The organism is Lentzea sp. NPDC036955, from assembly GCF_055608005.1.
Genome location: NZ_JBVJRC010000020.1, coordinates 48644 through 73145, shown reverse-complemented (window position 1 = coordinate 73145; position 24502 = coordinate 48644). Strand labels below are relative to the sequence as shown.

General features: G+C 69.9%; 21 protein-coding genes and 2 pseudogenes. 11 read left to right on the top strand and 12 right to left on the bottom strand.

From position 1 onward, the window contains the following. The 3 genes from ACZ7CF_RS41640 to ACZ7CF_RS41630 are packed head-to-tail and all read right to left on the bottom strand — an operon-like array spanning position 1 to position 2397. The gene (locus ACZ7CF_RS41640; protein ID WP_360397763.1) at positions 1-1143 is read right to left on the bottom strand and encodes a cysteine desulfurase-like protein; all 1143 of its coding nucleotides are present in this window, start codon (positions 1141-1143) and stop codon (positions 1-3) included. Positions 1144-1147: 4 nt separating this feature from the next. Then, complete coding sequence (locus tag ACZ7CF_RS41635; RefSeq protein WP_360397765.1) at positions 1148-1744, bottom strand: TetR/AcrR family transcriptional regulator; 597 nt, start codon at positions 1742-1744, stop codon at positions 1148-1150. Further along, entirely contained in the window at positions 1732-2397 is a 666-nt protein-coding gene (locus tag ACZ7CF_RS41630; RefSeq protein WP_470372470.1) for a YqeB family protein, read from the bottom strand. The genes ACZ7CF_RS41635 and ACZ7CF_RS41630 overlap by 13 nt, the downstream gene beginning before the upstream one ends. Before the next feature lie 89 nt (positions 2398-2486). Here ACZ7CF_RS41630 and ACZ7CF_RS41625 point away from each other — a divergent pair, with 89 nt between their 5' ends. The 4 genes and pseudogenes from ACZ7CF_RS41625 (at position 2487) to ACZ7CF_RS41610 (ending at position 5197) form a co-directional block, all read left to right on the top strand. Next, entirely contained in the window at positions 2487-2984 is a 498-nt protein-coding gene (locus ACZ7CF_RS41625) for a DinB family protein (RefSeq protein WP_470372469.1), read from the top strand. A gap of 42 nt (positions 2985-3026) precedes the next feature. Further along, the gene (locus ACZ7CF_RS41620; protein ID WP_470372468.1) at positions 3027-3977 is read left to right on the top strand and encodes an NADP-dependent oxidoreductase; all 951 of its coding nucleotides are present in this window, start codon (positions 3027-3029) and stop codon (positions 3975-3977) included. Positions 3978-4048: 71 nt separating this feature from the next. Beyond that, positions 4049-4441, top strand: a pseudogene (locus ACZ7CF_RS41615) (DUF6359 domain-containing protein); the annotation flags it as partial. Further along, the gene (locus ACZ7CF_RS41610) at positions 4427-5197 is read left to right on the top strand and encodes an endonuclease I family protein (RefSeq protein WP_470372475.1); all 771 of its coding nucleotides are present in this window, start codon (positions 4427-4429) and stop codon (positions 5195-5197) included. The pseudogene ACZ7CF_RS41615 and the gene ACZ7CF_RS41610, both read left to right, overlap by 15 nt. Here ACZ7CF_RS41610 and ACZ7CF_RS41605 read toward each other — a convergent pair. Continuing rightward, on the bottom strand, positions 5184-5642 hold the full coding sequence (locus ACZ7CF_RS41605; protein WP_360397773.1) for an NUDIX hydrolase: 459 nt from the start codon (positions 5640-5642) through the stop codon (positions 5184-5186). The genes ACZ7CF_RS41610 and ACZ7CF_RS41605 overlap by 14 nt on opposite strands. Here ACZ7CF_RS41605 and ACZ7CF_RS41600 point away from each other — a divergent pair. From ACZ7CF_RS41600 to ACZ7CF_RS41590, 3 genes are all read left to right on the top strand, one after another. Continuing rightward, positions 5641-6702, top strand: coding sequence for a DNA polymerase IV (locus ACZ7CF_RS41600; RefSeq protein WP_470372467.1), 1062 nt, complete (start codon positions 5641-5643; stop codon positions 6700-6702). The two genes, ACZ7CF_RS41605 and ACZ7CF_RS41600, sit on opposite strands and share 2 nt — an antisense overlap. A 29-nt stretch (positions 6703-6731) precedes the next feature. After that, on the top strand, positions 6732-6941 hold the full coding sequence (locus ACZ7CF_RS41595; RefSeq protein WP_360397777.1) for a hypothetical protein: 210 nt from the start codon (positions 6732-6734) through the stop codon (positions 6939-6941). 419 nt (positions 6942-7360) lie between these two features. Beyond that, on the top strand, positions 7361-8215 hold the full coding sequence (locus ACZ7CF_RS41590) for a hypothetical protein (protein ID WP_470372466.1): 855 nt from the start codon (positions 7361-7363) through the stop codon (positions 8213-8215). A 259-nt stretch (positions 8216-8474) separates the two neighbouring features. Here the strand turns inward: ACZ7CF_RS41590 and ACZ7CF_RS41585 are convergent, their stop codons facing one another. From ACZ7CF_RS41585 to ACZ7CF_RS41575, 3 genes are read right to left on the bottom strand one after another with little or no spacing between them, the layout of a single operon-like run. Then, a complete protein-coding gene (locus ACZ7CF_RS41585) occupies positions 8475-9383 on the bottom strand; it encodes an SRPBCC domain-containing protein (protein WP_470372465.1) in 909 nt (302 codons plus the stop codon). Between the two features lie 3 nt (positions 9384-9386). After that, positions 9387-9698: an ArsR/SmtB family transcription factor gene (locus tag ACZ7CF_RS41580; RefSeq protein WP_458430857.1), complete on the bottom strand. Its 312-nt coding sequence runs from the start codon at positions 9696-9698 to the stop codon at positions 9387-9389. 33 nt (positions 9699-9731) lie between these two features. Next, positions 9732-10187: a GyrI-like domain-containing protein gene (locus ACZ7CF_RS41575; protein ID WP_470372464.1), complete on the bottom strand. Its 456-nt coding sequence runs from the start codon at positions 10185-10187 to the stop codon at positions 9732-9734. Positions 10188-10260: 73 nt separating this feature from the next. Here ACZ7CF_RS41575 and ACZ7CF_RS41570 point away from each other — a divergent pair, with 73 nt between their 5' ends. Beyond that, positions 10261-11397, top strand: a complete 1137-nt coding sequence (locus ACZ7CF_RS41570; protein WP_470372463.1) for an aminotransferase-like domain-containing protein — start codon at positions 10261-10263, stop codon at positions 11395-11397. After that, positions 11394-12020, top strand: a complete 627-nt coding sequence (locus ACZ7CF_RS41565; RefSeq protein WP_470372462.1) for a class I SAM-dependent methyltransferase — start codon at positions 11394-11396, stop codon at positions 12018-12020. Before ACZ7CF_RS41570 ends, ACZ7CF_RS41565 begins: the two co-directional genes overlap by 4 nt. A gap of 250 nt (positions 12021-12270) precedes the next feature. On the opposite strand, the pseudogene rnhA reads toward ACZ7CF_RS41565, so the two are convergent. After that, positions 12271-12708 (bottom strand): annotated as a pseudogene (gene rnhA, locus ACZ7CF_RS41560) (ribonuclease HI); the annotation flags it as partial. 11 nt (positions 12709-12719) lie between these two features. Beyond that, entirely contained in the window at positions 12720-13736 is a 1017-nt protein-coding gene (locus ACZ7CF_RS41555; RefSeq protein ID WP_470372461.1) for an amidase, read from the bottom strand. A gap of 29 nt (positions 13737-13765) precedes the next feature. Here ACZ7CF_RS41555 and ACZ7CF_RS41550 point away from each other — a divergent pair, with 29 nt between their 5' ends. Together ACZ7CF_RS41550 and ACZ7CF_RS41545 are read left to right on the top strand one after the other, a co-directional pair. Further along, positions 13766-14347 (top strand): DUF7711 family protein, encoded by a 582-nt coding sequence (locus tag ACZ7CF_RS41550; protein WP_458430863.1) that lies wholly within the window; start codon positions 13766-13768, stop codon positions 14345-14347. A gap of 46 nt (positions 14348-14393) precedes the next feature. After that, the gene (locus tag ACZ7CF_RS41545) at positions 14394-15665 is read left to right on the top strand and encodes a hypothetical protein (protein WP_458430864.1); all 1272 of its coding nucleotides are present in this window, start codon (positions 14394-14396) and stop codon (positions 15663-15665) included. 25 nt (positions 15666-15690) lie between these two features. On the opposite strand, the gene ACZ7CF_RS41540 is transcribed toward ACZ7CF_RS41545, so the two are convergent. From ACZ7CF_RS41540 to ACZ7CF_RS41530, 3 genes are all read right to left on the bottom strand, one after another. After that, the gene (locus ACZ7CF_RS41540; RefSeq protein WP_470372460.1) at positions 15691-20487 is read right to left on the bottom strand and encodes a hypothetical protein; all 4797 of its coding nucleotides are present in this window, start codon (positions 20485-20487) and stop codon (positions 15691-15693) included. 119 nt (positions 20488-20606) lie between these two features. Then, positions 20607-23534 (bottom strand): hypothetical protein, encoded by a 2928-nt coding sequence (locus tag ACZ7CF_RS41535; RefSeq protein ID WP_470372459.1) that lies wholly within the window; start codon positions 23532-23534, stop codon positions 20607-20609. Beyond that, positions 23521-24348, bottom strand: a complete 828-nt coding sequence (locus ACZ7CF_RS41530) for a hypothetical protein (protein WP_470372458.1) — start codon at positions 24346-24348, stop codon at positions 23521-23523. The genes ACZ7CF_RS41535 and ACZ7CF_RS41530 overlap by 14 nt, the downstream gene beginning before the upstream one ends. Between the last annotated feature and the right edge of the window lie 154 nt (positions 24349-24502).

Genomic DNA, 24502 nt, shown 5'->3' with positions numbered 1-24502 from the left:
TCAACGCAGTCGTGCGACGGCCTTGAGCAGACGGTCCACATCGGACTCGTCGTTGTACGGGCCGATGCCCGCGCGCACAGCGCCCTTGTCGCCGAGGCCGAGCCACCGCGAGCACTCCAGCGCGTAGAAGTGGCCGGCCGGCGCGTTGACGCCCTCGGCGCCGAGCCTGCGGTACACCTCGGCGGGCTCCAGGCCGTCGACCGAGAACAGCACCGTCGGAGTGCGGTTCGCCGCCTTGCTGTAGACACGGGCACCGAGCTCCAGCAGCCCGTTCTCCAACTGGTCGCGCAGCTTCAGCTCGTGCTCCTCCAAGCCGTCGAGGGTGCGCATGAACTCCACGGCGGCGGTCGTGCCGGCCAGCAGTTCGTAGGGGAGCGTGCCGAGCTCGAACCGTTCCGGCACGGTGTTCGTCGAGGGCAGCAGCTTGTCCGGCCGCAGCGTCTCCAGCAGCTCCGGTGCCGCCGCGAGCACCCCCAGGTGCGGGCCGAGGAACTTGTAGGGCGAGCACACGAAGAAGTCGGCGTCGAGCTCCTCGACGTCCACCGGCACGTGCGGGGTGTAGTGCACGCCGTCGACGAAGACGAACGCGGCCATCTCGTGCGCGGCGTTCGCGATGGCCTGGATGTCGGGCCGGGTGCCGAGCAGGTTCGACGCCGCCGTGACCGCCACGACCCGCGTGCGGTCCGACAGCAGGTTCGTCACCGCCTCCACCGGCAGCTCACCGGTGGCCCGGTCGAACGGCGCCCACCGCACCGTGGCCCGTGCCGCCTCGGCCGCCTGCACCCACGGCCGGATGTTCGCGTCGTGGTCCATCCTGGTCACGACGATCTCGTCGCCCGGCCGCCAGTTCTTCGCGAGCGTGCGGGCCAGGTCGTAGGTCAGCTGGGTCATGCTGCGGCCGAACACGATGCTGCCGGCGTTGAGGAACTCGGCCATCGTGCGGCGCGCCGTCCGCACGACCTCCTCGGCCCTGCGTTCGGCCGCCGTGACCGAACCCCGGTTCGACACGGCGCTGAGCAGCGTGTCGCGGACGGCGTCGGCGACGACGTCCGGCACCTGCGACCCGCCGGGGCCGTCGAAGTGCGCGGCGCCCTCCCGCAGGGCCGGGAAGTGGGAGCGGACTCGGGCGACGTCGTAAGCCATGCCCTCATGGTGCGGCAGCACCCAGGAAACGGGAAAGGATCAACCGGAGGGTCGTCACCTGTTCGGCCGGGTCGAAGTCCGGGTCGACGAGCCGCGTGTAGAGGACGTCGACCAGGCCCTGCGCCCAGCTCGCGGCGGTCCGCGCGCTCACCGGCAGCACCACCTGGCCCTCGTCGTGGGCCCGTTGCAGCAGCGCGGCGAGCTCGTCGCGCACCACCACCTCGTTGCGGCTGATCAGCGCGGACAGCTCCGGGTCGCGGCTCGCCTGCGCCACGACCTCCAGCACCAGACCGGCCACCACGCGGTCCATGGCCGGTGCGGCGAGGTGCTCGACGACCAGCTGCACGCCCTCCCACGGCGTGAGCGCGCGCGCCTGTGCGAACACCTCGGCGTTGTCCTGGCCGTCCTGCTCGAAGATCTCCTCGAAGATCGCGCGCTTGGTGGGGAAGTAGTGGAACAGGCTGCCCGTGCTGATGCCCGCCCGCCGGCAGATGTCCGCGACGGTCGTGCGTTCGAAGCCCTTCTCGGCGAACAGGCCGGCCGCGGTGTCGGTGATGTGCCGTTTCTTCCGCGCGTGCTTCGCCGGGTCTACGGTGCGCACCGGTAGTACTGCCTCTTCTTCTTGTCCTTGACGCAGACGCCGCGTTTGCGGACCTCCCGCGCCAGCTCGGCGGCCTCGCCGTGCTCGTACCGCGTGATCGCCTTCTTGCGTGCGGCCAGCAGCGCGTTCACGTCCGGCGGCAGGCCGGGCGTGTCCTCCACCCACAGCCGGAAGTCGTCGGCGAACGGGTCGGCGTCGCGCCACCGGTAGCCCTGGCCGGTGAACGCCTGTTCCAGCCTGCTCGCGGAGATGTCCGTGCTCTCCCGGGCCAGCTCGGCGCCGTTCGTTCCCAGCAGCACCAGCTGCCTGCCCTCGCTGAACGCGGACTCGACCTCGGCGCGGGTGAACTCGAAGCTCCTGTCGTCCCTGTGGAGCGCGACCCGGTCGTGCCCGACGTCCACGGACAGCATGTCCGCGGCCCAGATCAGCGCGAACACGAACCCAAGCCCCGCGCCGACCACGGGCGCACCGATCGTCACCCACGGCTCGGGAAGCTCCGTGACCAGCCTGAACACCCCTTGGAAGGGGAACCAGCTCAGGCCGGCCACCCAGTTCGCCGCCAGCTTCAGCCCCCAGACCGCGGCGGCACCGATGGCCGGGCACAGCACCCACATGCCGTACCGGACCGCCGCGGTCTCCTGCACCGTCGTCATGCGCCAATACTATATCGAGCGCTCGGTTTATGAATGTCGGTGGTGCTTTCAGGGCGGTGGTTGTCCGCAAGCGGTCTTAGCGTCCGGGCATGGACTGGAACAAGGAGCTGACCGACCAGCTCGACTGGCACTGGCGCCACCAGCTGCGCGCACGGCTCGACGGGCTGACCGACGACGAGTACTTCTGGGAGCCCGTGCCCGGCGCGTGGACGGTGCACCGCGACGGATCGATCGACTGGGAGCACCCCGTGCCGGAACCCGCGCCGGTCACGACGATCGCGTGGCGGATGGCCCACGTCGTCGTCGGAGTGCTCAACGCCCGTTCGGCGGCGCACTTCGGCGGACCGCCGGCCGACTACCTGACCTGGTCGTACGCGACGACCGCCGACGAGGCGCTGCGGCAGCTCGACGAGGCCTTCGCGCGGTGGCAGGCGGGGGCGGCGAAGGCGGACCTGACGGTGCCGTGCGGTCCGGCGGAGCCGTTCTCGGACCTGCCGTTCGGTGCGCTCGTGCTGCACATCAACCGCGAGTTCATCCACCACGCCGCGGAGATCGCGCTGCTGCGCGACCTGTACCTCCGCCGGTAGTCACCACAAGGTGCCTACTTACTAATAGTTTGCGCTAACTGCATGATGATCCCCGTTGAGGGCATCGAAGGGGAGAACATGCGAGTCATCACGCAGAAGACCGTCGGCGACGCGTCCGTGCTGGAGGTCGCGGAGGTGCCGCGCCCGGTGCCCGGTCCGGGTCAGGTGCTGGTCCAGGTGGGTGCGGCGGGCGTCAACCCGGTCGACACCTACGTCCGCGCCGGCGGGTTCCCCGCGCTCGGGGAGCCGCCGTTCACGCTCGGGTGGGACGTCGCGGGGACGGTCGTGGAGCTGGGGGACGGCGCCGAGGGGTTCGCGGTCGGGGACGACGTGTTCGGGCTGCTGCCGTTCCCCGGCGCCGGCGGCGGGTACGCCGAGCACGTCGTGGCCGACGCCGCCGACCTGGCGCCGCGGCCGTCGTGGCTGACCGTCGAACAGGCGGGCGCGGTGCCGATGGTGGCGCTGACGGCGTGGCAGGCCCTGATCGGACGCGGCGGTCTGTCGGCTGGTCAGACCGTTCTGGTCCACGCGGCCGCGGGCGGCGTCGGGCACGTGGCGGTCCAGCTCGCCAAGGCGCGCGGCGCGCACGTGATCGGCACGGCGTCGACGGCCAAGCACGACTTCCTGCGTTCGCTCGGCGTGGACGAGGTCATCGACTACCGGCACGAGGACTTCACCGCGATCGACCCGGTCGACGTGGTGTTCGACACGATCGGCGGCGAGTACGCCGAGCGGTCCGCCTCCGTGCTGAAGCCCGGCGGGGTGCTGGTGTCGATCATCCCGGGCAACCCGGGGTTCTCCGCCGAGCGCGCGGCCGAGCTCGGAGTGCGGTTCGAGCTGTTCGAGGGCGTGTCGGCGTCGGGTGCCGACCTCGCGGCACTGCCCCCGCTGCGGGTCCGGCTCGACCACGTCGTACCGCTCGCGGAGGCCGCGAAGGCGCACGAACTGGTCGAGTCGAAGCGCACCACCGGCAAGGTCGTCCTGGTGCCGTGACACTGCGTTTACCGTCCGTTGACCCACAGCCCTGATCGTGTGCACAACATCCACACGATCGGGGAGTGCGAATGGCACGGTGGAGTCCGCTCGCGTTAGTCATCGGCTTGTTGGCGGCGGTCGGCCTGTACGGGGCGACCGCCGCGACCGCGGCAGCACCGCTCACCGTCGCGCAGGCGATCAGCCAGCAGAACGGGTCGTCCGCGACGGTCAGGGGGTACGTCGTCGGCCAGCCCACCGCGACCACCACCGTCGTCCGCTCCGGGTTCCCCAGCGACTACGCGCTCGCACTGGCCGACACGGCGGCCGAGACCGGCACGTCGCGCATGGTCTACGTGCAGGTCCCGTCGTCGTTCCGGTCCGCGTGGGGCCTGAAGACGAACCCGTCGCTCATGGGCCGGCTCGTCGACGTGACGGGCTCGTTGAGCGCGTACTTCTCGCACGCCGGCCTGACCTCGTCCACGGCGTTCGCGTTCGCCGGCACCACGACACCGCCGCCGACCTCGACGACAACGACGACTTCGCCGCCGCCAAGCGGTGACTACTACGCCGCGGCCGCGGGCAAGACGGGCCCGGCGCTGAAGTCGGCGTTGAACGGCATCATCCGCAACCAGACCAAGCTCAGCTACGACCAGGTCTGGGACGCGCTGAAGGTCACCGACGAGGACCCGGCCAACCCCGCGAACGTCGTCCTGCTCTACAGCGGCCGCTCGCAGTCCAAGAGCTCCAACGGCGGCAACGCCGACGACTGGAACCGCGAGCACGTCTGGGCCAAGTCGCACGGCGACTTCGGCACCGCCACCGGCCCCGGCACGGACGTCCACCACCTGCGGCCGGAGGACGTGTCCGTCAACGCCGACCGCGGCAACAAGGACTTCGACAACGGCGGCACCGCCCGTTCCGAGGCACCCGGCAACTACGGCGACGCCGACTCGTGGGAGCCCCGCAACGCCGTGAAGGGCGACGTTGCGCGCATGCTGTTCTACATGGCCGTGCGCTACGAGGGCACCGACGGCTTCCCCGACCTGGAGATGAGGGACGCGGTCAACAACGGCACGCAGCCCTACCACGGCAAGCTGTCGGTCCTGCTGCAGTGGCACCGGCAGGACCCGCCGGACGCGTTCGAGCAGCGCCGCAACCAGCTGATCTACGACCGCTTCCAGCACAACCGCAACCCGTTCATCGACCACCCGGAGTGGGTCGCCGCTATCTGGAGCTGAGCCGTTCGAGGAAGGGGCGCTGCGCGGAGACGATCTTCGCGCTCGCCTCGTCCAGGCCGAACCACTCGACCCGGTCCACCTCGGGGAACGTCCTGCGCTGCCCCGACCTGGGCGGCCACTCCAGCTCGAACGTTCCCGGCGTGACCTGCGCGGGGTCGAGGTCACCCTCCAGCGCCCACACCGTGATCACCTTGCCGGACCCCTTGACCTCCCCGAGCGGGACCAGCTCCCCCTCCGGCACCGGCAGCCCGAGCTCCTCGGTGAACTCGCGCCGCGCCGCCGCCTCCGGCGTCTCGTCCTCGGTGTACTCGCCCTTCGGCACGGACCACGCGCCCGCGTCCTTGCGCGCCCAGAACGGGCCGCCCATGTGCCCGAGCAGGACTTCCAGCTGCGACGTTCTCCTGAACAGGAGGATTCCGGCGGACCGTTTCACACTGTCCAGCATGGCGGACTGGGTTTTGCACGTGGACCTCGACCAGTTCATCGCGGCGGTGGAGGTCCTGCGCGATCCGTCGCTGCGCGGCACACCCGTGGTGTTCGGCGGCAACGGCGACCCGGCCGAACGCGCCGTCGTGGCCACCGCGTCCTACGAAGCGCGCGCGTTCGGCGTGCACTCCGGCATGCCGCTGCGGACAGCGTTCAAGAAGCTCCCCGACGCCGTGTTCCTCCCCGTCGACCACGCCCTGTACGAGTCGGCGTCCGCGGACGTCATGGCGGTGCTGCGCTCATTCCCCGTGGTCGTCGAGGTAGTGGGCTGGGACGAGGCGTTCGTCGGCGCCTCGGTCACCGACCCCTTCGAGCTGGCCCGGTCCCTGCAGGCGGCGGTGCTGTCCGCGACCGGCCTGCACTGCTCGGTCGGCATCGGCGACAACAAGCTGCGCGCCAAGCTCGCGACCGACTTCGGCAAACCGGCCGGCGTCTTCCAGCTCGTCCAGGCGAACTGGGCCGAGGTCATGGGCCACCGCCCCACGTCCGCGCTGTGGGGCATCGGCGCGAAAACCGCCCGCAAACTCGCCGAACTGGGCCTGACGACCGTCACCGACCTCGCGACCGCCGACCCCGGCGCACTGGCCGCCCGCTTCGGCCCGCGCATGGGCCCGTACTTCCGCACGATCGCACTCGGCGCCGGCGACACCGTGGTCAGCGCAACGCCGTGGGTGGTGAAGTCCCGCTCGCACGAGAAGACGTTCCAACAGGACCTGACGTCGTTGGACGACATCCGTCGCGAGGTCGTGGCGCTGGCCCAGGAGGTGGCCACGGACGTGGTCGCCGAAGGCCGCCCAGCCGTGCGCATCGGCGTGAAGGTGCGCTTCGCACCGTTCTTCACCAACGTCCGCTCGATGAAACTGCCCGCACCGACGTCCTCCGCTCACGACCTGGCCGACGCCGCCCTGACCGTCCTCGCCTGCTTCGACCACAACCGCCCGGTACGCCTCCTGGGCGTTCGCGCAGAATTCTCTGCCGATGAGGTCGAACCAACGCCTTCTTCTTCGACGTATGAGTAAGTAGAAGATTTACCCGCAAGGAGAAGAAGATGATCGCCACACTGACCCACCGCGACCGCGCCGTTCTGCGCGCCGTCGCCGCCGGCCGCTGCCAGCTCTCCGGCACCGCACTCCTCGTCGACGGCCTCGGCTGCACCGACCAGTTCATCGGCACCCGCCTGACCACCGCGGGCCTGATCAGCGCCACCCCCGGCCCCGCCGCACTGACCACGGCCGGCCAGGCCGCACTCGCTGCCTGACCCATCCGGCTTCTGCGTCAGGCAGTGGTTGTCGAACCGATAGTGCCTTTCTGGGGTGCGGAACTGTTCGGCCGCTTTCCGGATCTTCTCCGCTGTTGCTTTCTCGCCCTCGGTTTCGATGACGCGCCCGTCTGATGTTCCGCTGGAATGTGGATCGTGATTTCCTCCTGCGCGGGCGACAAGCGAGCGTTTCGCCGCGTGCGCGGCCCACGCACCGCGACCGCCGTCTCGAACGGCGTGGTGACCCCGGCCGTTCAGCCGCCAGGTCAGTCGCGTCCCCGCTGCCGTGACGACCAGGTCGCGATCCGCTCCAGCCGCGCGCCGCATCTCCAGGCTGTCCACGCCACGACCTCATGGACCACCTCAAATCCATATGGGCCAACTCAAATCCATTGGCCCCGATGGGGACCATTGATCCCATGACCCCGCTCACCCGCGTCCTGCGCACCCTCGGCGGTCCCGCGGTGCTCGACGCCCTGACCCGCCTCCCCGGCAGCGAACTCACCACCGCCCTCCTCGCTCTGATGCACCGCCGCGCGGACGCGCTCTCCCCAGCCGACGTCCTGCGCCGCTACCGCACAGACCGCTTCGTGGCGCCTTACGCCGTGCCTTTCGCTGCCCTTCGCGCTCTTGAGGACCGCCTGCTCGCGGCGCTTCCGCCATCGTTCTCGGTGGTCGGCCTCGCGCCGGTCGTGCCGCTCGGAACCTGCTCGGCGGTCGCGGCGGTGGACCAGAACAACGTCCTCTCGACGGTGCGCGGCACCGAAGTGGCCGCCGACCCGACCAACGCGCTCGCCCTGGAAGCGGCGGTGCGCCGCACCGAGCTCTCCGCACCCCACGGGGAGGTCGTTCGGCTGGCGGCCGTGCAACGCGTCGTGCGTGCCCAGCAGTTCGAAGGCGCCGGACGCTTCGCGCACTTCACGCTGTTCGGCGCGGTGACGGCCGGCCGCGACCGCGGCTCCCTCGCCTTCGAACGCGACGCCTTCGCCGAGCACGTCGCGTTCCTGCGGCAGGCGTGCGGCGACGTCGAGGTGCGGGTGAGCGTGCTGGACCCGCGCTTCGAGGCACTGCGCGGCGACCTGCCCGCGGACCCGTCACGCACCCCCGGCTACTACCAGGGCCTGTGCTTCAAGGTCTACCTGCACGGCGAGGAGATCGGCGACGGCGGCTTCGTCGACTGGACCCAGCGCCTGCTCGGCAACCGCAAGGAACGGCTGCTGATCAGCGGCGTGGGCGTGGACCGGCTCGCGATGCTCCACGGCTCGGCGGACTGAGCCGTCGTCGGCCCGTCCGGATCCTGCGGGGGTTCCATCGGGCGGCCCGCCACCCGCGCGTCGCTCGGCATCGACCGGTTGGCCTGGCGGGCGTCCGGCGAGTTCGAGCATCGGGTAGGCCGGTGACCGTCGCAGGCCCGTGGGTATCGCAAGTGAGGCTGGCGCTGCCGCCCCTCCCGCGTTCCTTGTCTGCGGGGCGGTGGAGGGTGTGGGTTTCGGACATCTGACAGACGACGCTCTGAGGGAATCAGGACAAGCTTCACTCGACCGGGTGGTCGGCGGCGGGCTGGCGGGCGGCGTAGCGGTGGGTCAGCTCCTGTTCGCGGTCGGTGGGCCAAGGGCAGCGGACGTCGCCCTGGGTGGCGGCGAAGAAGAGTTCCATGTGCACGTGCCAGGCGGCGAGTGCTTCGGGGCCGTGGGCGTTCTCTTGGGTGAGGGTGACCGTGGTGCCTTGCAGGTGTTCATGGGTGAACTCCCAGCGGACGACGCCCTGCGGCGTGCCGTCGTGGAGCCACTCGTACTCCAGGAGGTGCGGGGGCTCGGCGCGGGTCACGCGGCCGGGAGTGAGGCCGGGGTGCGCGGCGCGGGGCGGGACCGTGACGGTGGTGCCCTCGGTGAGGACGGACCAGACGTCGTGCAGCGGGATCCAGACGAGGTCGCGGACGAAGACGATGCCGGCCGGGGTGTCGGTGCCCTCGTCGAGGCCGAACTCGGCGATGTGGTGCTCGATGCGGGCGAGGTGGTCGGTCGGGGGCTTGAACTCCGTGCCGTCTGCGTGGGCGACCAGGGCGTCGAGGCAGGTGGTCCAGCCGGGGGCGTCGCGGCCCGCGGACAGCTTCGAGGTGATGACCGCGGTGAAGACCAGCAGGCAGCCGTCGGGGGTGGGCAGGAGCTCGAAGCGCAGCACGTCGTTGTGCCAGCGGAACGCGAAGACCTTCGGCGGGTCGGACTCGAGCAGTTCGCCCTCGCCGCCGTCGGCGTCGACCGGGGCGGCGTCCGGGAACGTGAAGCGCATCGCGCGGCCGTCGAGGGTGACCTCGGCGGGGAACCAGTGCTTCATCTCGGCCGGTTCGGTGACGACCCGCCAGACCTTCTCCGGCGAGTGCCGCAGCCGGCGCTCGAAGCACAGGACGGGCTTGCCCTCGATCATCCGCAGTTCGGCGTCCACGGGTCAGTCCCCTTCGATCTCGTCGAGCCGGCGTTCCAGCGCGTCCAGGCTCTCCTCCCACATCGCGCGGTAGGGCGCGAGCCAGGCCTCCACCTCCGCCAGCGGGCGCGGGTTGACCCGGTACCAGCGGCGTTGGGCATCGGTGCGCACCTCGACCAGACCGGCCTCCCGCAACACCTTCAGGTGCTTCGAGACGGTCGGCTGGGTCAGCGTCAACCGGTCGACGAGGTCGCCGACCGGCCGCTCGCGTTCACGCAGCAGGTCGAGGATCTCCCGGCGACTCGGATCCGCCAGCACGGCGAAGGTAGATGCCATGCCAGTAATATAGCCCATGAGGCATATGCGTGGTCAGTCAGCCAAGCGGATGGCCACCTCCGTCGTCCACTTCGTCGGGTCGGGTTGCACGGCGGGGTCGGTGAAGAACGTCTCCAGGCGCGCACCCCGGCGGTCGCCGTCGCGGTCGAACGGCAGGTCCCGCGCGAGCAGCCGCCCGGTCACCTCCGCGAGGCCGTCCGGGTGGCCCTCGTACGCCTCCACGGCGTACCGGCCGGCGGGCAGCGTCGAGCAGAACACGTCGCCGTTCGCGGGCACCTCGGCGATGGTGGGGATGGCGGCCTCCACCTCGAACTCGGTGCCCGTCACGCGTGAGTACCGGAAGAACGGGGCTCCGAGGATCGGTAACTCGCGGTCGGCCAGCCACTGCATGACGTCCGCGAAGCGGTTGGCGACCTTGCCGAACGTCTCCTGCGTCACCGTGTCCTTGATCGCCGCATATGGCTGCTCTTCCCGGGTTTCGATGTCCATGGGTCCAAACTAGCCAGGACCCCTGACAAAAAATCTGCGATCCGCTGGAGGCCGCGCGGTTACCGTGGCGGTCATGCACCGCGTCCTCAACGTCGCCAGCTCCCCGGTGCGCGACCTCCTCGCGCTGACGTCCCGCCCCGAGGTGATCTCCTTCGCCGGTGGGCTTCCCGCTCCGGAACTGTTCGACCTGGACGGTCTGCGCGCCGCCTACGACGAGGCGTTGCGGGACCGCTCGGTGCTGCAATACGCCCCGACAGAAGGGAATTCCACGCTGCGCGGCCTCGTCGCCGAACGGTTGACGGCGCGCGGACTGCCCACATCGGACGTCCTCATCACCACCGGCTCGCAGCAGGCGCTCACGCTGGTCGCGACGGCACTGCTGGAGCCCGGCGCCGTCGTCGCGGTGGAGGAACCGACGTATTTGGCTGCGTTGCAATGCTTCCAGCTGGCGGGAGCCCGCATCGTCCCGGTCGCGAGCGACGCCGAGGGCCTGGACCCGGCTTCGTTGCGTGAAGTCGTGGCCGCGCACCGTCCCTCGCTGCTCTACCTGGTCCCGACGTTCGCGAATCCGACCGGCTGCACGCTGTCCGCCGCTCGCCGCGCCGAGGTCGCCGAGATCGCCGCCGCGCACGACCTCTGGGTCGTCGAGGACGACCCGTACGGCGAGCTGCGGTACCGCGGCGACGCCGTCGCCCCGCTCGCATCCATCAGCGATCGAACGATCTACCTGGGCAGCTTATCGAAGATCGGCGCGCCCGGCATGCGGCTCGGCTGGCTGCGCGCTCCAGGCGACCTGCTGCGGACGCTGGTGGTCGTGAAGCAGGCAGCCGACCTGCACACGTCCACTGTGGACCAGGCTGCCGCGGCGATCTACCTGGCGCGCAACGACCTCGACGCGCACGTCAAGACGTTGTGCGCGGAGTACCGGCGGCGGCGCGACACGATGATCGACGCGTTGCCCGCGACCGTTCCGGACGGCACCACGTGGAGCGACCCGGACGGCGGCATGTTCGTGTGGCTGCGGCTGCCAGGCGAGGTCGACAGCGCGGTGCTGTTGATGGAGGCGCTGGAGCACGACGTGGCGTTCGTTCCGGGAGCGCCGTTCTTCGCGACGACACCGGACCACGCGACGTTCCGGATGTCCTTCACCACCAACACTCCCGAGGAGATCGCGGAGGGAATGTCACGGCTCGCCGGGGTGCTGCGGTGAGCCTGCTCGACGACGAGGCGCTGTGGCGCTCGTCGGTCGTGGCGAACTGCGCCATGAACCGCGAGCGCGGCCTCGCCGGGTACCGCCGCGAGCTCGGCCTGGACCTGCGGCTGCCGTCCGGCACGAGGTGGGTCGACCTCTGTTGCGGCTCGGGCAAAGCGCTTGCGGAGGCCGCACGCGCCGACGTGGCGATCACCGGCGTGGACCTGGTCGACCACCACGTGCCGGAACGCCTGGGGCTGCGGTTCGTGGTGGTGCCGGTCGACGAGTGGGAACCCGCGGCGGCCGTCGACCTCGTCACGTGCGTGCACGGGTTGCACTACGTGGGCGACAAGCTCGCCGTGCTGACCCGCGCCGTGTCGTGGCTGGCGCCCGGTGGCCGGTTCGTGGCGAACTTCGACGTCGCCAGCGTGCGTCGCGCCGACGGCAGCCCGTACGGCCGTGTGCTCACCAAGGCGTTGCGCGCGGCCGGATTCGGTTACGACACGCGGAAACGCCTGATCAGCTTCGCCGGTGAGGGGCGGCCGGCGTTGCCGTTCCGCTACCTGGGCGCGGACGACAGGGCCGGCCCGAACTACACGGGTCAGCCCGCCGTGCACTCCTGCTACGACCTGCTCAGCTGAACAGTTCGAGCGCGTCCTGGTGGTGCTCGCAGCGGCCACCGCCGGTCGCGATCGCGCAGGGCACGCCGCGCTTGGTGAGGGCGCCGCACTGCAACGCCGGGTCGTGGACGTGGCACAACCCGCTCGCCCCCGCGGTGATCGGGCACGACGTGCCCTTCTTGGTGGGCGCGCCGCACGGGTTCTCGCTCGGCTTCTGCGGTTGCCGGGGTTTGGCCGCCTTCTTCGGCTTCGCCGCGGGCTGCGTGATCTCGCGGCCCGTCACCTCCTCGACGCCGCGCACGGCCAGGCGGTCGGCGCGCTCGTTCTCGGGGTGGCCGGCGTGGCCCTTGACCCAGTGCCACTCGACGTCGTGCTGGTTCGCCGCTGCTTCGAGGCGGCGCCACAGGTCGGAGTTCTTGACCGGCTCGCGGGACTTCGTGAGCCAGCCGTTCGCCTTCCAGCCGTGCACCCAGGACGTGATCCCGTTGCGCACGTAGGTGCTGTCCGTGTAGAGCCGCACAGTTGAGCGCCGGGTCAGGCCCTCCAACGCCATGATCGGGGCCATGAGCTCCATGCGGTTGTTCGTCGTCGGGCCGATGTCACCGCCGTAGATGTCCTTCTCGTGCGTGCCGTAGCGCAGCACCGCACCCCAGCCGCCCGGTCCCGGGTTGGGGCTGCACGCACCGTCGGTATAGATCTCGACCTCCATGCCCGATGAGGCTACCGACGAGGTCTGACAGCGCTGCGGTGGTGGTTGGCGGCGGTGATCAGGTCGGCCTCGCGGCCGTGCCGGGCAACGGCCTGCAGACCCACCGGCAACCCCTCGCAGAACCCGGCCGGAATGCTCAGCGCCGGATGCCCGCTCAGGTTGAACGCCCAGGTCAAGCTGGTGTTCACGCGCTCACCCGGCCCGTCGTGGCCGTGCGGCGGACCGGGCGTGCACGGCGTGAGCAGCAGGTCCGTGTGCTCGAAGAACGCGTCCAGGGCGGGGTTCGCGCCACAGCGTCCGGCGAACCAGTCGGCGGCGGGGTCCGCCAGGACGAGGTCGGCCGAAGCAGGCCGCAGGGCGAGCGCGGCCGCGTGCGCCACCGCGATCTGCTCGGCGTCGACGGTGGCGAAGCCCAGGTCGGGGGACCAGGCCGCGGTCACCGAGGCGGAACCGGCGCAGCCGAGGTAGAGCGCCAGGTCGTCGGGATGGCGGGCGAACACGCCGACGGCCGAGCGTTCGGAGGAGGTCGTCTTCAGTCCGAAGACGCCGCACCACGCGGCGGGGACGCGGATCGAGCCCGCGCCGTCCACGCCGGTGGCCAGCGGCACGACACCGGACGCCACGGCGACGGCGGAACCCGCCGAGGAACCGCCGGGAGTGCGGTCGGGGTGCCACGGGTTGCGGGTCACGCCGTGCGCGTTGCGGCCCCAGGTCTGCCACGGCGTGGTGCCGTCGGGAGTGGTGGTCAGCCCGATCGGGACGCAGCCCAGGGCCGTCAACCGTTCCCGGTGCGCGCGCCGCTCACCGCGTTTGACGGCGATCGGGACACCGGCGAGGGGCAGGGACGCGGAGCGCACGCGGCGGTCCACCTCGGCGGCGTGGTCCAGGCAGTCGAAGACCTCGGTGAACGCGCGGAGGTGCGGTTCCACGCGGGCGAGGCGATCCAGTGCGGCGGCGACCTGGTCCACGGCGGTGGTGGCGCCGGTGTTCACGGCGCGGGCGATCTCGGTGGCGGTCAGTTCGGGCACCGCGCACATCATGGGGGAGGATCGTGCGGGTGAAGTGGACTCGTGCTGTGCACCACCTCGGAGAGCTCGCGGAGAAGTGCGCCGAGCTGCCGACCTCGTTCTTCCGGTTCCAGGTGGTCGAGCTGTGGGTCTTCGGCGACCTGCTGGACGTGCCGCGGGACGTGGACATGATCGACGTCGCGCTCGTGGTGGACCTGCCGGTCGACGAGGTGCCGTGGCGCAGCGAACCGGTCGGGGCGGAGCACTGGGCGAACTCGACGCGGCTGTCGCGCAACCCGTTCGCGGCGCACTGGCGGTCGGCGGGCGCGCCGGTGTGGAACCACCGGATCGAGCGACCCGCGCTGGTGTGGAGCGCGGCCGGCGGGATCGCCGAGGAGACGCTCGTCGCCGTGAGCGACGGCACGGGTGAGCTGGTGCGCCAGGCCGCGCCGTCACCCGACGAGCTGCGCAAGCGGGTCGAGGAGGAGCTGGAGGTCAGCCTCGCGGCGTTGCGGCGGGCCCAGCAGACCTACACCGACCACCGGTGGGCGCCGGGCAAGCTGACACCGCACGCGGACGCGTTGTGGCGGGTCAGCGGCGGGTACCTGGAGCTGCTCGACGTGGTCAACTGATCCGATTCCACCCCGGCGTCCTGCGTGCTGGGTTACGTTCCGCGCTGTGCAGAACACCCGTCGTGAGCTCGGCTGGCTCTGGGGGCCGGTCGCGCTGGCGCTCCTCGCCCTGTTCACCGTGAGCGACGCCGACCTCGTCTCCACCCGCGGCGAGACGTTCGAGCTGAGCAAGTACGCCGTCGCGACACTCGGGATGCCGCTCGTGGCGGCGGTCGCCGGGGTGTGGTTCTCGCGGCGGTGGCCGTGGCTGCTGGTGGCGGGCACCCTCGGCGTCCTCGTCGCGACGACCGAGTCGCACGTGCACCTCACGAGCTCCCGGCCGGGCATCGCGAGCATCGTCGGGTCGCTGGGGACCGCGGGGGCGGTGCTGGTCGTCCTCGGCGCGCTGTCGGCGGCACGGGACGCCGCGCTGGCGGCGCTGGTCGTCGTGGTGCAGCTGCTGGGAACGGTGTTCCTCGGGCTGTCGTGGCTGTCGAGCCCGCTGCGGCCGGCGGCCCTGGAGATCACGCTGGCCGGGCTTGCGGTGACCGGAGCGGTGCTGGCGGTGTTCGCGGCACGAACGGGCAAGGTGACCGTCGAGTCCCTCGACCGGCGCACCAAGGTGGTGGGCACCTTCGCCGCGCTGCTGCCGGTGGTGGTGGCGGTGCTCGGCCACCTCGTCGGACAGCCCTCCGCACCGGTGGTGGCAGGGGTGCTCCTGCTGGCCGGTGCCACCGCGCTCGCGATCGCGCTGGGACGGGGCGCGCTGCTCAGGATCGCGACGGCGGGGCTCGTGCTGTTCGCGGTCGCCGCGCCGATCACGCTCGCCATCTACATGTCCGCCGGCAGCGTGGCCAACTACGCGCCCGCCGCACTGGTCGGTGTCGGGGTCGGGTTGCTCGCGGCGCAGCTGCGACAGCCGACGGTGGTGGCGGCGCTGGCGTGCGCGGTGCTCGCCGTGCTCATGGTGACGGTGGTCGAGCTCACCGGCGAGTACGCCGACGTGACGCAGGGCGGGCTGGGGGCGCTGGTCATCGGGCTGGCCATGGCGGCGGTGACGTCGTCGGCGGCGACCGCCGCGCCTACGTTGCTGCACCTGCGGGTGTTGCCGGTCGCGTTCGGGCTGGTGCTGGTGGGGTTCGCCGACGGGTTGCGGCAGGTTGTGCAGCCGGTGCTCGACTACGGGCGGGTGTGGGGGCAGTTGCCGGAAGCCGAGTACTTGCCGGTGTGGGGGTTGGTGCTGAGCGTGGCGGCGGCCGCGCTGGTGGTTGTGGCGATCGTGGACCGGAGGGCGAAGACCGCCACACTCGTGCGTGCCAACCCGGGTGGGCAGTCTTGACGAGAGCGGCGACGCCGGCGCCGTGTCAGGTCCTCTTGAAGTTCATCACCACGTCTTGCGCCGAAATCTCGCACAAGGCCAGCGGTTTCCGTGCGCGGATCCGGATCTCGGGTTCGACGTCGTCCAGCAGCTGGGCGACCTCGGGTGATCCCTGTGCGATCTCCTGAAGAGCCCGGAGCCGGTGGAAACTCGTTCGTGCGACCGAGTTCTTCACATCCGCGTCGGTGACGTCCACGAACGCGGCCACATCGCCCAGGCGGGCGCCCATCACGATCGCGCAGAAGCGGTCCTGGTCCGTCACCGGAGCGACACCGTGGACGAGGCTGCGAACCCGGTCGAGCTCGCGATCAAGCCACTTCGACGACGGCAGTGCGCTGAGCGCCCAGCCCATGAGGAAGGGGTGAGCCATGTTCGGGTTCAGCTCGGTGCGGGTGATCTCGGGAACGGGCGCGTTGCTGACCCGGAGCCGGTGAACGGCCCAGCCGATCTCATACCAGTGTTCGCGCTCGTTGTAGATGATGGACTTCTCGATTCCGGCGGAGACCTGCGCAGCCAGCTGGTCGGTCACCCACGCCGCGCCGGGTACCTGCAGCCGGGTCGCGCAGCCGTGCAGCCGGTAGAGGTCCCACAACGACAGCCGGTCGGCGACGGTGTCCCTGCCGAGCCCGACCACGAGGTCGACCAGCTTCTTCGCTTCGTCGCGCTTCCTGGTGAGCACGAGTGACTCCGCGAACAGCGGCAGGGCGGCGAGGTCGGCGGGGCGACACCGTTCCAGACGTCGCTGAACGGCCTCGAAATTGATCTTCATCGCGATCTTCCACGGCCAGTCGCGCTGGCCGGGCACGGCTTCGCTCCACGTCAGGAACATCCGCAGCAGACCCGTCAGGCGCTTCACACACGTGATCCCCTGAAGGCTCTGGCTCTCCAGCCACTTCCGGTACAGGCCGGTGGCGGACTCCTTGTTCGAGGCGGTGGGCAACCAGCCGAGCTGGGTCAGGTAACGGGTGGCGCGGTACTGCTCGATGGGGTCTTGCAGGTGCAGGGCCTCACGGAAGAACGTTCGCCACACGTGCCGCCCGCGGGTGTCGTTCAGCAACTGCGCGCCGGTGCCTTCGGCGGCGCGTTCGGCGGCGTTCAGGAAGTCCAGCCCGGCCAGTGGGCTGTCGTACATGGCCTGTCGTGCTCTCCGCGCGAGCAAGGTGAGCTGCGCTGGTTGCGCGCTGGCGGTGTCCTCGTCGTCGGTCTCCACCGCCTCTGGCTGCGCCAGAGCCGTCACGACGGTTCGTGCGACGGTGCGGTCCAGGTGGGCCAGGTTGTGCATCGCGGTAGCGAGCTCCGCGGCGTTGTAGATGTTCCTGAGGCGCTTCTCGATGTCCTCCGCGTCGCCGAGCACCACGTTGAGCACGTCCTTGCCCGCGTCTGTGACACCACCGGCGATCAGGGTCTCGGCTGCGGCCGCGCAGGCCACCGTTGCTTCCGACGTCGAGATGCCCTGCATGTACTGCGACGGCATCTCGTTGAACGCCTCGATGAACCTGCCGATCAGGTGCGGGAAAAGCGCGCGCCCCAGCCGGTGGTAGTGCATCTGGGCCTGTGCGTTCTGCATCCCGATCATGCCGTTGAACACGCCCTCGTCCCACAGCCGGCCCTGGAGGCTGCGCAAGAAGTCCCAACCGAGGTCCGCGTGCTCTCCCAGCCTGAGGGCGAGCTGCGGACCCCAGTGGCTGACTCCTCGGTTCACCGCGTGGACGATGACGTTCAGCGCGATCTCCACGAGCTGCTTGCGGTAGGACGCCTCGGTGCCCCAGATCTCCTTCAGGAGGTGGTACCTCGTCGACGACCGCGTGTCGAGGCGGATCCGTTCGACCACCCAGTCGAAGCCGAGGTCCTCCGCGACCAGCGTGCCGAAGCCGGCGTGCTCGCGGAGGACGTTCTCGTCGATGGCCGTCAGTGCCGCGAGCAACATGCCGGTTCCCTTGCCGTCCCGCTGCTTCCTGGCGATCTCCGCCAGGTCCTCCGCGAGCTCGACGTCCGGCTCGTAGCCGCCTCTCGGGTAGAGGACCTGGATCGCCCTGTTGAGGTGCAACCGGCGAGTCGTGTTCAGCAGCATCGCTGTGTCGGCAGGGGGCGTCGAGGAGCGGATGATCTTGCTGATCTCGTCGCTGAACGAGGTGAGCTCGTTGAGGACCCTGTTGGCGAAGACGACCCTGATCTCGCCGATCTGCGAGAGCACGAGGTGCACGTCGCGCGCGGACTCCCCGGCGAGCGCCCGCAGCAAGGCGGGCTTCGCAGCGTGCAACCTCTCGGTCCAGTCCTCGTCGGGCTTGTCGAAGTGCACCCACAACGCGAGCCTGAGCAACGTCAACGTGAAGCTCGCGTCCGAAGGGGGGATGCCCAGCAGTCTGCGGACCTCGGGGTGTTCCGCGATCGCCTCGTGGCGGTCCGGGTGTTCCGACCGGTTGATGGCCCGCGTGGCCAGTTGGTCGACGCGGTACACCAGCAGGCACTCCATGAGGGAGGTGTGGTCGAGACCGGTCAGCAGGTCGCGCGCACCCTCGATCACGATCTCGTCGATCTTCGGGTCGTTGAACCTGAGGAGGAGGTTCAACAGCCCGTAGGTGTCGTGTTTGCTGGCGTAGCCGATCCGCAGCGCGTGTTCCGCGGCGTTGCGCACCCAGCTCAGGCAGTGCCCGAAGAGGTCGCCGTCGATGGACGTGCGGTAGCGGGAGACGACCCCCGCGACCATCATCAGCGTCGACTGGCGGAGGTCGATCTGGAGTCCGCTGATCCGGCTCGCGAGCAGCTCGCACAGCTCGTCGACCCTCTTGCCGAACAGGCCACCGGAGGACCGCAGGAGCGCGGCGATCTCGTCCGACCCGGCCGTGGTCAGCCACAGCTTGAACTCGTCGCTCTCGGCGAACTCCTCGATGACACGCCGCGCCAGCACCGGGCCGTGCATGCGCAGGCTGAAGATCGCGGTCGGGATGGTGTTCCTCGTCGGCTTGTCGTCCGACTTGGCGGCACGGCAGAGCTCCGCCGCGGAGTACCTGGCGATCGCCGCCTCACCCGCTTCGGCTCGCGGGCGCGCGGGGTCTGCCGCGCCGGCGAGCTGATCGCAGGCGAGCAGGATCCGCTCGCCCGCTGACACGTTGTTCAGGGTGAGGTAGCCCGGCACAGCGGTGGGGGAGAAACCGAGCTGGGGCAACTCGTCGACATCGAGGAAGTCGGTCAGCTCGGCCTGAGGGTTGGGACGCTTCAGGATCACCCTCGTAGCCGCGATGGCCAGCGTTTCGCGTTGGTCACCGGTGAGTCGTGCGAAGACGCCGGAGTTGTCCTCGACGTCCTCGTCTTCCCCCCGTGCGACGCGCAGGAGCTCGTCGCACAGATCCCGCAGGTTCGCGTCGTTGCGCTGCGTGATGTCGCGGAGCTGATCGTCGGTGAGCTCGCCGAGCAGGTCGGGCAGGCTCTTGCGCAGCGACTCGGCGAAGTCCAGGCTCTGCTCCGGCCCGCTGATCGCGTGCACCACGGGACAACCGCCAGTGGTCCACTCGGCGCCGGGCCCCGACTCGAACTGGGGCAGGGCGAAGATGGACACCTCGAGCTTCTGCGCGACGTCGCGGAGGATGTCAGCGATGTCGCCGGAGTTGCTCACCGGGCGCATCCCCATCAGCACCAGCAACCGCCGCTGGTACTTGCGTTCCGGTTCGCAGGCGAACGCCGCCCTGCCCACCCGGATGAGCTCGTCGCGCGTGGTGAGCTCCTGGTCGGAGTCGGTGTTCAGCGTCACGCACTGCCAGTTCAGGGCGGTCATCTGCGTGGTCACCTGGGTCACCGTCACCCGCTTGCCGCACTTGGTCCCGCCGCCGAAGAGGACGACCGGGACCTCGTCCCTCCACAACATCTGCTTGACGATCTGGCTCTGCTGGGTCCGGATCTCCGGCAACGGATCGTTCTTCGGGGTGACGTCCGCCTTGCGCCACTTGCAGTCCGCCAGCACTGCGGCGAAGCGCTCGCGCCTCCAGTTCGCCCAGGCGTCCTCGAAGAGGAACGCAGCGAGCCCGGCCAGTCCGCGCTGATTGTCGTCGGTCGTGCGTTCATGGTCGGCTGTTCGCAACAGCCAACCTGTCGTCGTGGGCACGAGCAGGGCGTTGAAACGGCCGTCGGCCTTGACCGCATCGTGGTGCTTCGAGATCTCGTCCTTGGACAACGGCGCGAACTCGGAACCGGACCACCTGCCGACCGCGACGATGCCGGTCGGTAGCGGGATTCCCGTCGTCGCGGTCAGCAACGAGACGCATTCGGCCAGCACCGTGGAGGAGTCGTGCAGCCACCGCGGCGCACGCGTGACGAGTTCGGGGATGCGTGCCAGCTCACGAGGTCCGAACTCGCTCATGGCCACCCGGACGACCTCCAGCGCCTGTGTCCGCGAGTTCGGCACTGCTTCCGCGGGAACGACGATGACGGCCGGGACCTCATCGTCGTGGTACGTCACGGACATCGGTGTGCCGGCGGGGAGCGGGGTACCGGGCGCCGGAGTTCTCGCCTGCGCCAGCTGAGCTTGCAGTGCGCTGACCTCGTCGAGCAGGCCTTCCTCGATCAGCTCCAGCGCGCCTGCCTGCTCGTCGCTGTTCAGCAGCCGCTCCACCAGCAGTTCGACCGCAGGAGCAAAGCGGCGTGCGGTTGCGGCGGGCAGACCGTCCACGTGCTCGGCGTTCGCTGCTAGGTCCCTGAGCACCCGTGAGAGCTCGTCGATCGTCGAGTCCTCGCGAGCCAGGAGGTCGGCTTCGACCAGGACGGCCGTCAGTGCGTCGGGCGATTGCAAGATCAAGACCTCCGTTTCACTCGAACTGGCGTTCCCGCTGCGGAACACCGCTGGGCGGACGGACAGGTGGTGCCAAGAACGTCGCTGGCTGGTCTCCAGACGTAACAGTCGTCGCCCGTTCAGCCCAGCCGCAGGCTGACCAGGGCGGACCTGGTGGTGACCAGGAGCAGGTCCGCCCTCGTGAACGCGGCCGCCACACCGGCTTCGTGGAGCGGCACGTCGAAGGACTGGCCGGTCGAAAGATGCCAGACGCGCACCGAGTTGTCCTGCGTGGCTCGCACCGCGGCGACCCAGCGATCTCCCACTGCCAGGCTTTCCACACCGTTGAGGCGGCCGAGCGCGTACGCGGGTCTTCCGGGCGCATCGACCCACAGGACTTCGTCGTGCATCCATGCCGCACTGATGCCGTCGTAGGACAACGCCAAGGCGCTGGAGTAGCCACCGCGGTACCCCGTGCGGACGGTGGGTCTCGCGGTGCTGTTCCTGTTCCACAGGTGCAGAAGGCCGGTCTCCGTCGCAACCGACAGCACGGTGCGGGCGATGCACACCGCTTTCGCGTCGGGCACGTCGACCGGTTCCTGGAGCGCTCGGCCGTCACGGCCGTCGATCATGTGCAGCACGCCGTCCCCGAGCGCGGCGACGCGGAGGTCGGTGTCGACGGAGACGGCCTCGATGCGCTCGGCTGCTTCGACGGCGATCAGTTCCTTTCGCGCGCAGTCCCAGATCGCTACCAGGCCGGTGTGGGTTCCGAGCACCACCACCGGCTCACCGTCGACGGTCGTCACCGCGCATGCTGATATGTCCCTGATATCGGCGTGTCCGAGCCGATGTGCCACCTCGAACGAGGAGGGGCTCCAGACGGTGACGACCTCGTCGTCGTGGACCGTCACGCAGTGCGCCGCGTCCGACCCGCTGTCGACGGCGACGAGGGTGATTTCGTCGGTGTCCTCCGGGCAGGGCCGGTAGCGCTGCACCTCGACCGGCACACCGGTCACCCGCGCCTGCTCGGCCAGGTGGGTCAACCCGGCCGCGTGCGCGTGCAACGCCAGCAGGATCGACCGGGACGGCCGGGGCAGTGACGAGTGGCGGATTCGATGCCACACCTCGAGGAGCGGCTCTTTGCCCACCGCGCGCAAAGCTTCGCCGATGGCGCTGCTCGGAGCCGCCAGGAGGAAACTGGCGTCGTCGAGCAGGTCCACGCCCTGAGGCCTGGCGGCCACTCCCGCCAGCAGTTCCAGGTACACGTGATCGGCGGAGTCCCAGTGCCGTTCGTGCCCCCCGTTCGTGGGGATGAGACCGAGCAGAGCGGGGAGCAACGTTGCGTCCGAAGTCCGGTATGCGCCGCCCTGCAGGCTGAACCGCAGCAGCCAGGTGTCCTTCTCCTCGTCGTGCGTGAGGTACCTGCCGAGCCGGCCCACGACGACCAGGACGTCGTCCTCGGTGCACGGCTGGTTCGAGAGCGCTGTGGCGAGCCGTGCCCATTGACGGACCGTCAACGGCTTGCGCAGAGCGAGTGGCGAGAGCAACTGGGAGACCCGGGAGTGCGAGTGGTCGGTGGCGAGCTCCTGTTCGCAGTAGCCCGTCAGAACCCTTCCCACTGCTGGGACCGCTTGGTCGACGTCCCCCGTATCCACCAATGCTCCCGCCGCGTGCGCGGCGGCCTGGAAGGACTCGCAGCACTGGTCGGTCACCTCGTCGAACCTGCGTGCCAGCTCGGCTTCCCTGCTCCGCGTATCAGGTGATCTGGTTGCGCGGAATCGCAGGTAGTCCGGTAGGTCGGCCGCGTAGTCGTCGAGGTCGACCCGTCGTGCCGCCGCCACGGACGCGAGGACGCTCGGAGGACCGGCCACCACCACGCGGAGCCCCGGCCGTTGCGCCAGAGCCACGACCTGATCCAGCACGTCCTGTGTGGGCGGTTCCGTCGCGGACACGTCGACCAGCAGAACTGATCGCTGCGTCTCCGTTGCGGTGTGACCGAGCACCGTGCTCATGGGTGTCAGGCGGCTGAGCGGGAGGTAGTCGACCGCCAAGTCGGACCGCACCCGGCCCGTGCGCCGTTGAGCGACGGGCGGCACCGCTGCCCAGAGCTCCCTGGACGTGGTGATCTGGGTCCAGCGCAGCAACGCGGTCTTCCCCGAGCCGCGCGATCCGGTGATCACGAGCGGGCCCGGCCGGTCGTCACCCAGGTGCTCGTCGATCGCTGCGAGGGCCTCTCTGCGTCCGGTGAAGTACCAGCCCGGCTGCTCAGCCGCCTCCACGCCGCGCGCGGACCCCACCCAGCTGACCAGACCGTCCGGCAGCTGCCTCGGCATGTGGTGCGGGTCCAGCAGCAGACCGCACGTGTTGTTGGTCAAAGCGATCAGATTGGCCTGCTGGGACGCGGTGTCCAGGTGCTCGTTGATCACGCCGACGAACTTGGTGATGTCGATCTGTTCCTGGTTCCCCTCGGCTGAGGCCAGGCTCGCGGTGAAGGCCTCCGCGAACTTGCCCACCTCCGCGTTCTCCAACCTGCGGGCCGCGGAGATGACCCACAGGTTCGGTCCACGGCCGCTCGTGCCAGACGCCTCGGCTTCCAGCTTCACGATGTTCAGCCCGGCCGTGCCGGACATGCACGTGTCGACAATCAGGAGGAAGTCGTCGAGGACGTGCGTGTTGAGAGCCCAACTGGCCAGGTTGGCCGCGGGGACGAAACGGGCGCTCGGCGTCACTGGTTTGCCAGGGGGCGGTGGCGTGGCGTCCGCCGATGGCAGGAACAGGGTGTTCGGTGTGGAGACGACGCCGTGTCCCGTGTAGTAGACGACCAGGCTCGCCCGGTCGCCGTCGCGGGAGGTCGCCTCCCGCTCGGTCACCCAGTCTTCCAGCGCCTGCTCCAGCTCGACCGGGCCACGCCGGTCTTCTTCGGGCGGCTCGATCTCGGTGTAGCCGAGGTTCGTGAACGCCGCGCGCATCAACGCGACTTCCCGGGTCACGTCGTCGGCGTCGAGCTTCCTGTGGCCGGAGTAGTCCGACAGCGCACCGATCAGGAAGAAGCGCTCAGCGGAGTGCATCTATCAACGCCGTGGCAGTGCTCAGGTTCCGAAGGTATTGGGACGCGTCATGACCGCGGATGATGGTGTTGATCGCCGGCCGATCGTCGATGCGGCGGTCGTACGGCGTCCGCAGCTTCTTCACGAGAGCGACCGGATCCTCCTTCGCCGCCACGTTCACCCACGTCCGCACCGACCCCGGCCACTCAGTTCCGCGCGACAGGGCGGGCGAGATCCGCTTCATGATGCCGGGAAGACCCAACGGAGATCCCAGGGTGATCAGGGTGCGGGCCGGCCACTCCGGATGTGCGCGCAACGCCTCGTACGCGGCGACGCTGCCCAGCGAATGCGCGACCACGACCTTCGTGTCGTCCTCCATCGCGATCTCGATCTCCCGGTGCACGGCCGCGCGGAACGCGGTGTCGGCGAAGTACCTGCGCACCTGCTTGATCAGCCACAGCACCCCGGACGTGGTCGCCGAACCGAAGAACGGGGTGTTCACCAGACCGCGCAGGGCTGTCTGGAACGAAGAGGGAAGACCCAGCTTGTCCTGTCCGGAACCCGCAGGCGCGATCCCGGCTGCTTCGACCATGCCGAACAGGATTTCCTGCTCGAACTCGTCCAGGTCCTCGGGGTCGTCCGCCGTGATCCCGGTGGTGCCCTTGCCGTCCAGGTAGAGGTGCCCGTAGTAGGCGACGCGGACCTCTACGGAGTGCGGATCGGGGTGGTGGTTCTCCTGCAGGCCGATGCGCACCCGCTCGGTCCACTCCCGCTGAGTAGCGGGACCGGTCGCCTGATCACACCAGATGCCGTGCACACCGAGAATGGCAGCCATCGAGCCAGAATATCCGCGGAGCACCTCCCGCGACCGCGGTTCTTCCCAATGTCGTTCGGGACGTACCGGGAAGATCACGATCGCCTAGGTCACCGGCCGCAGGCGGCGCGCCACGCCGCGAGAGACAGGTGCTGCTCGCCGAGGGTCGAGTCGT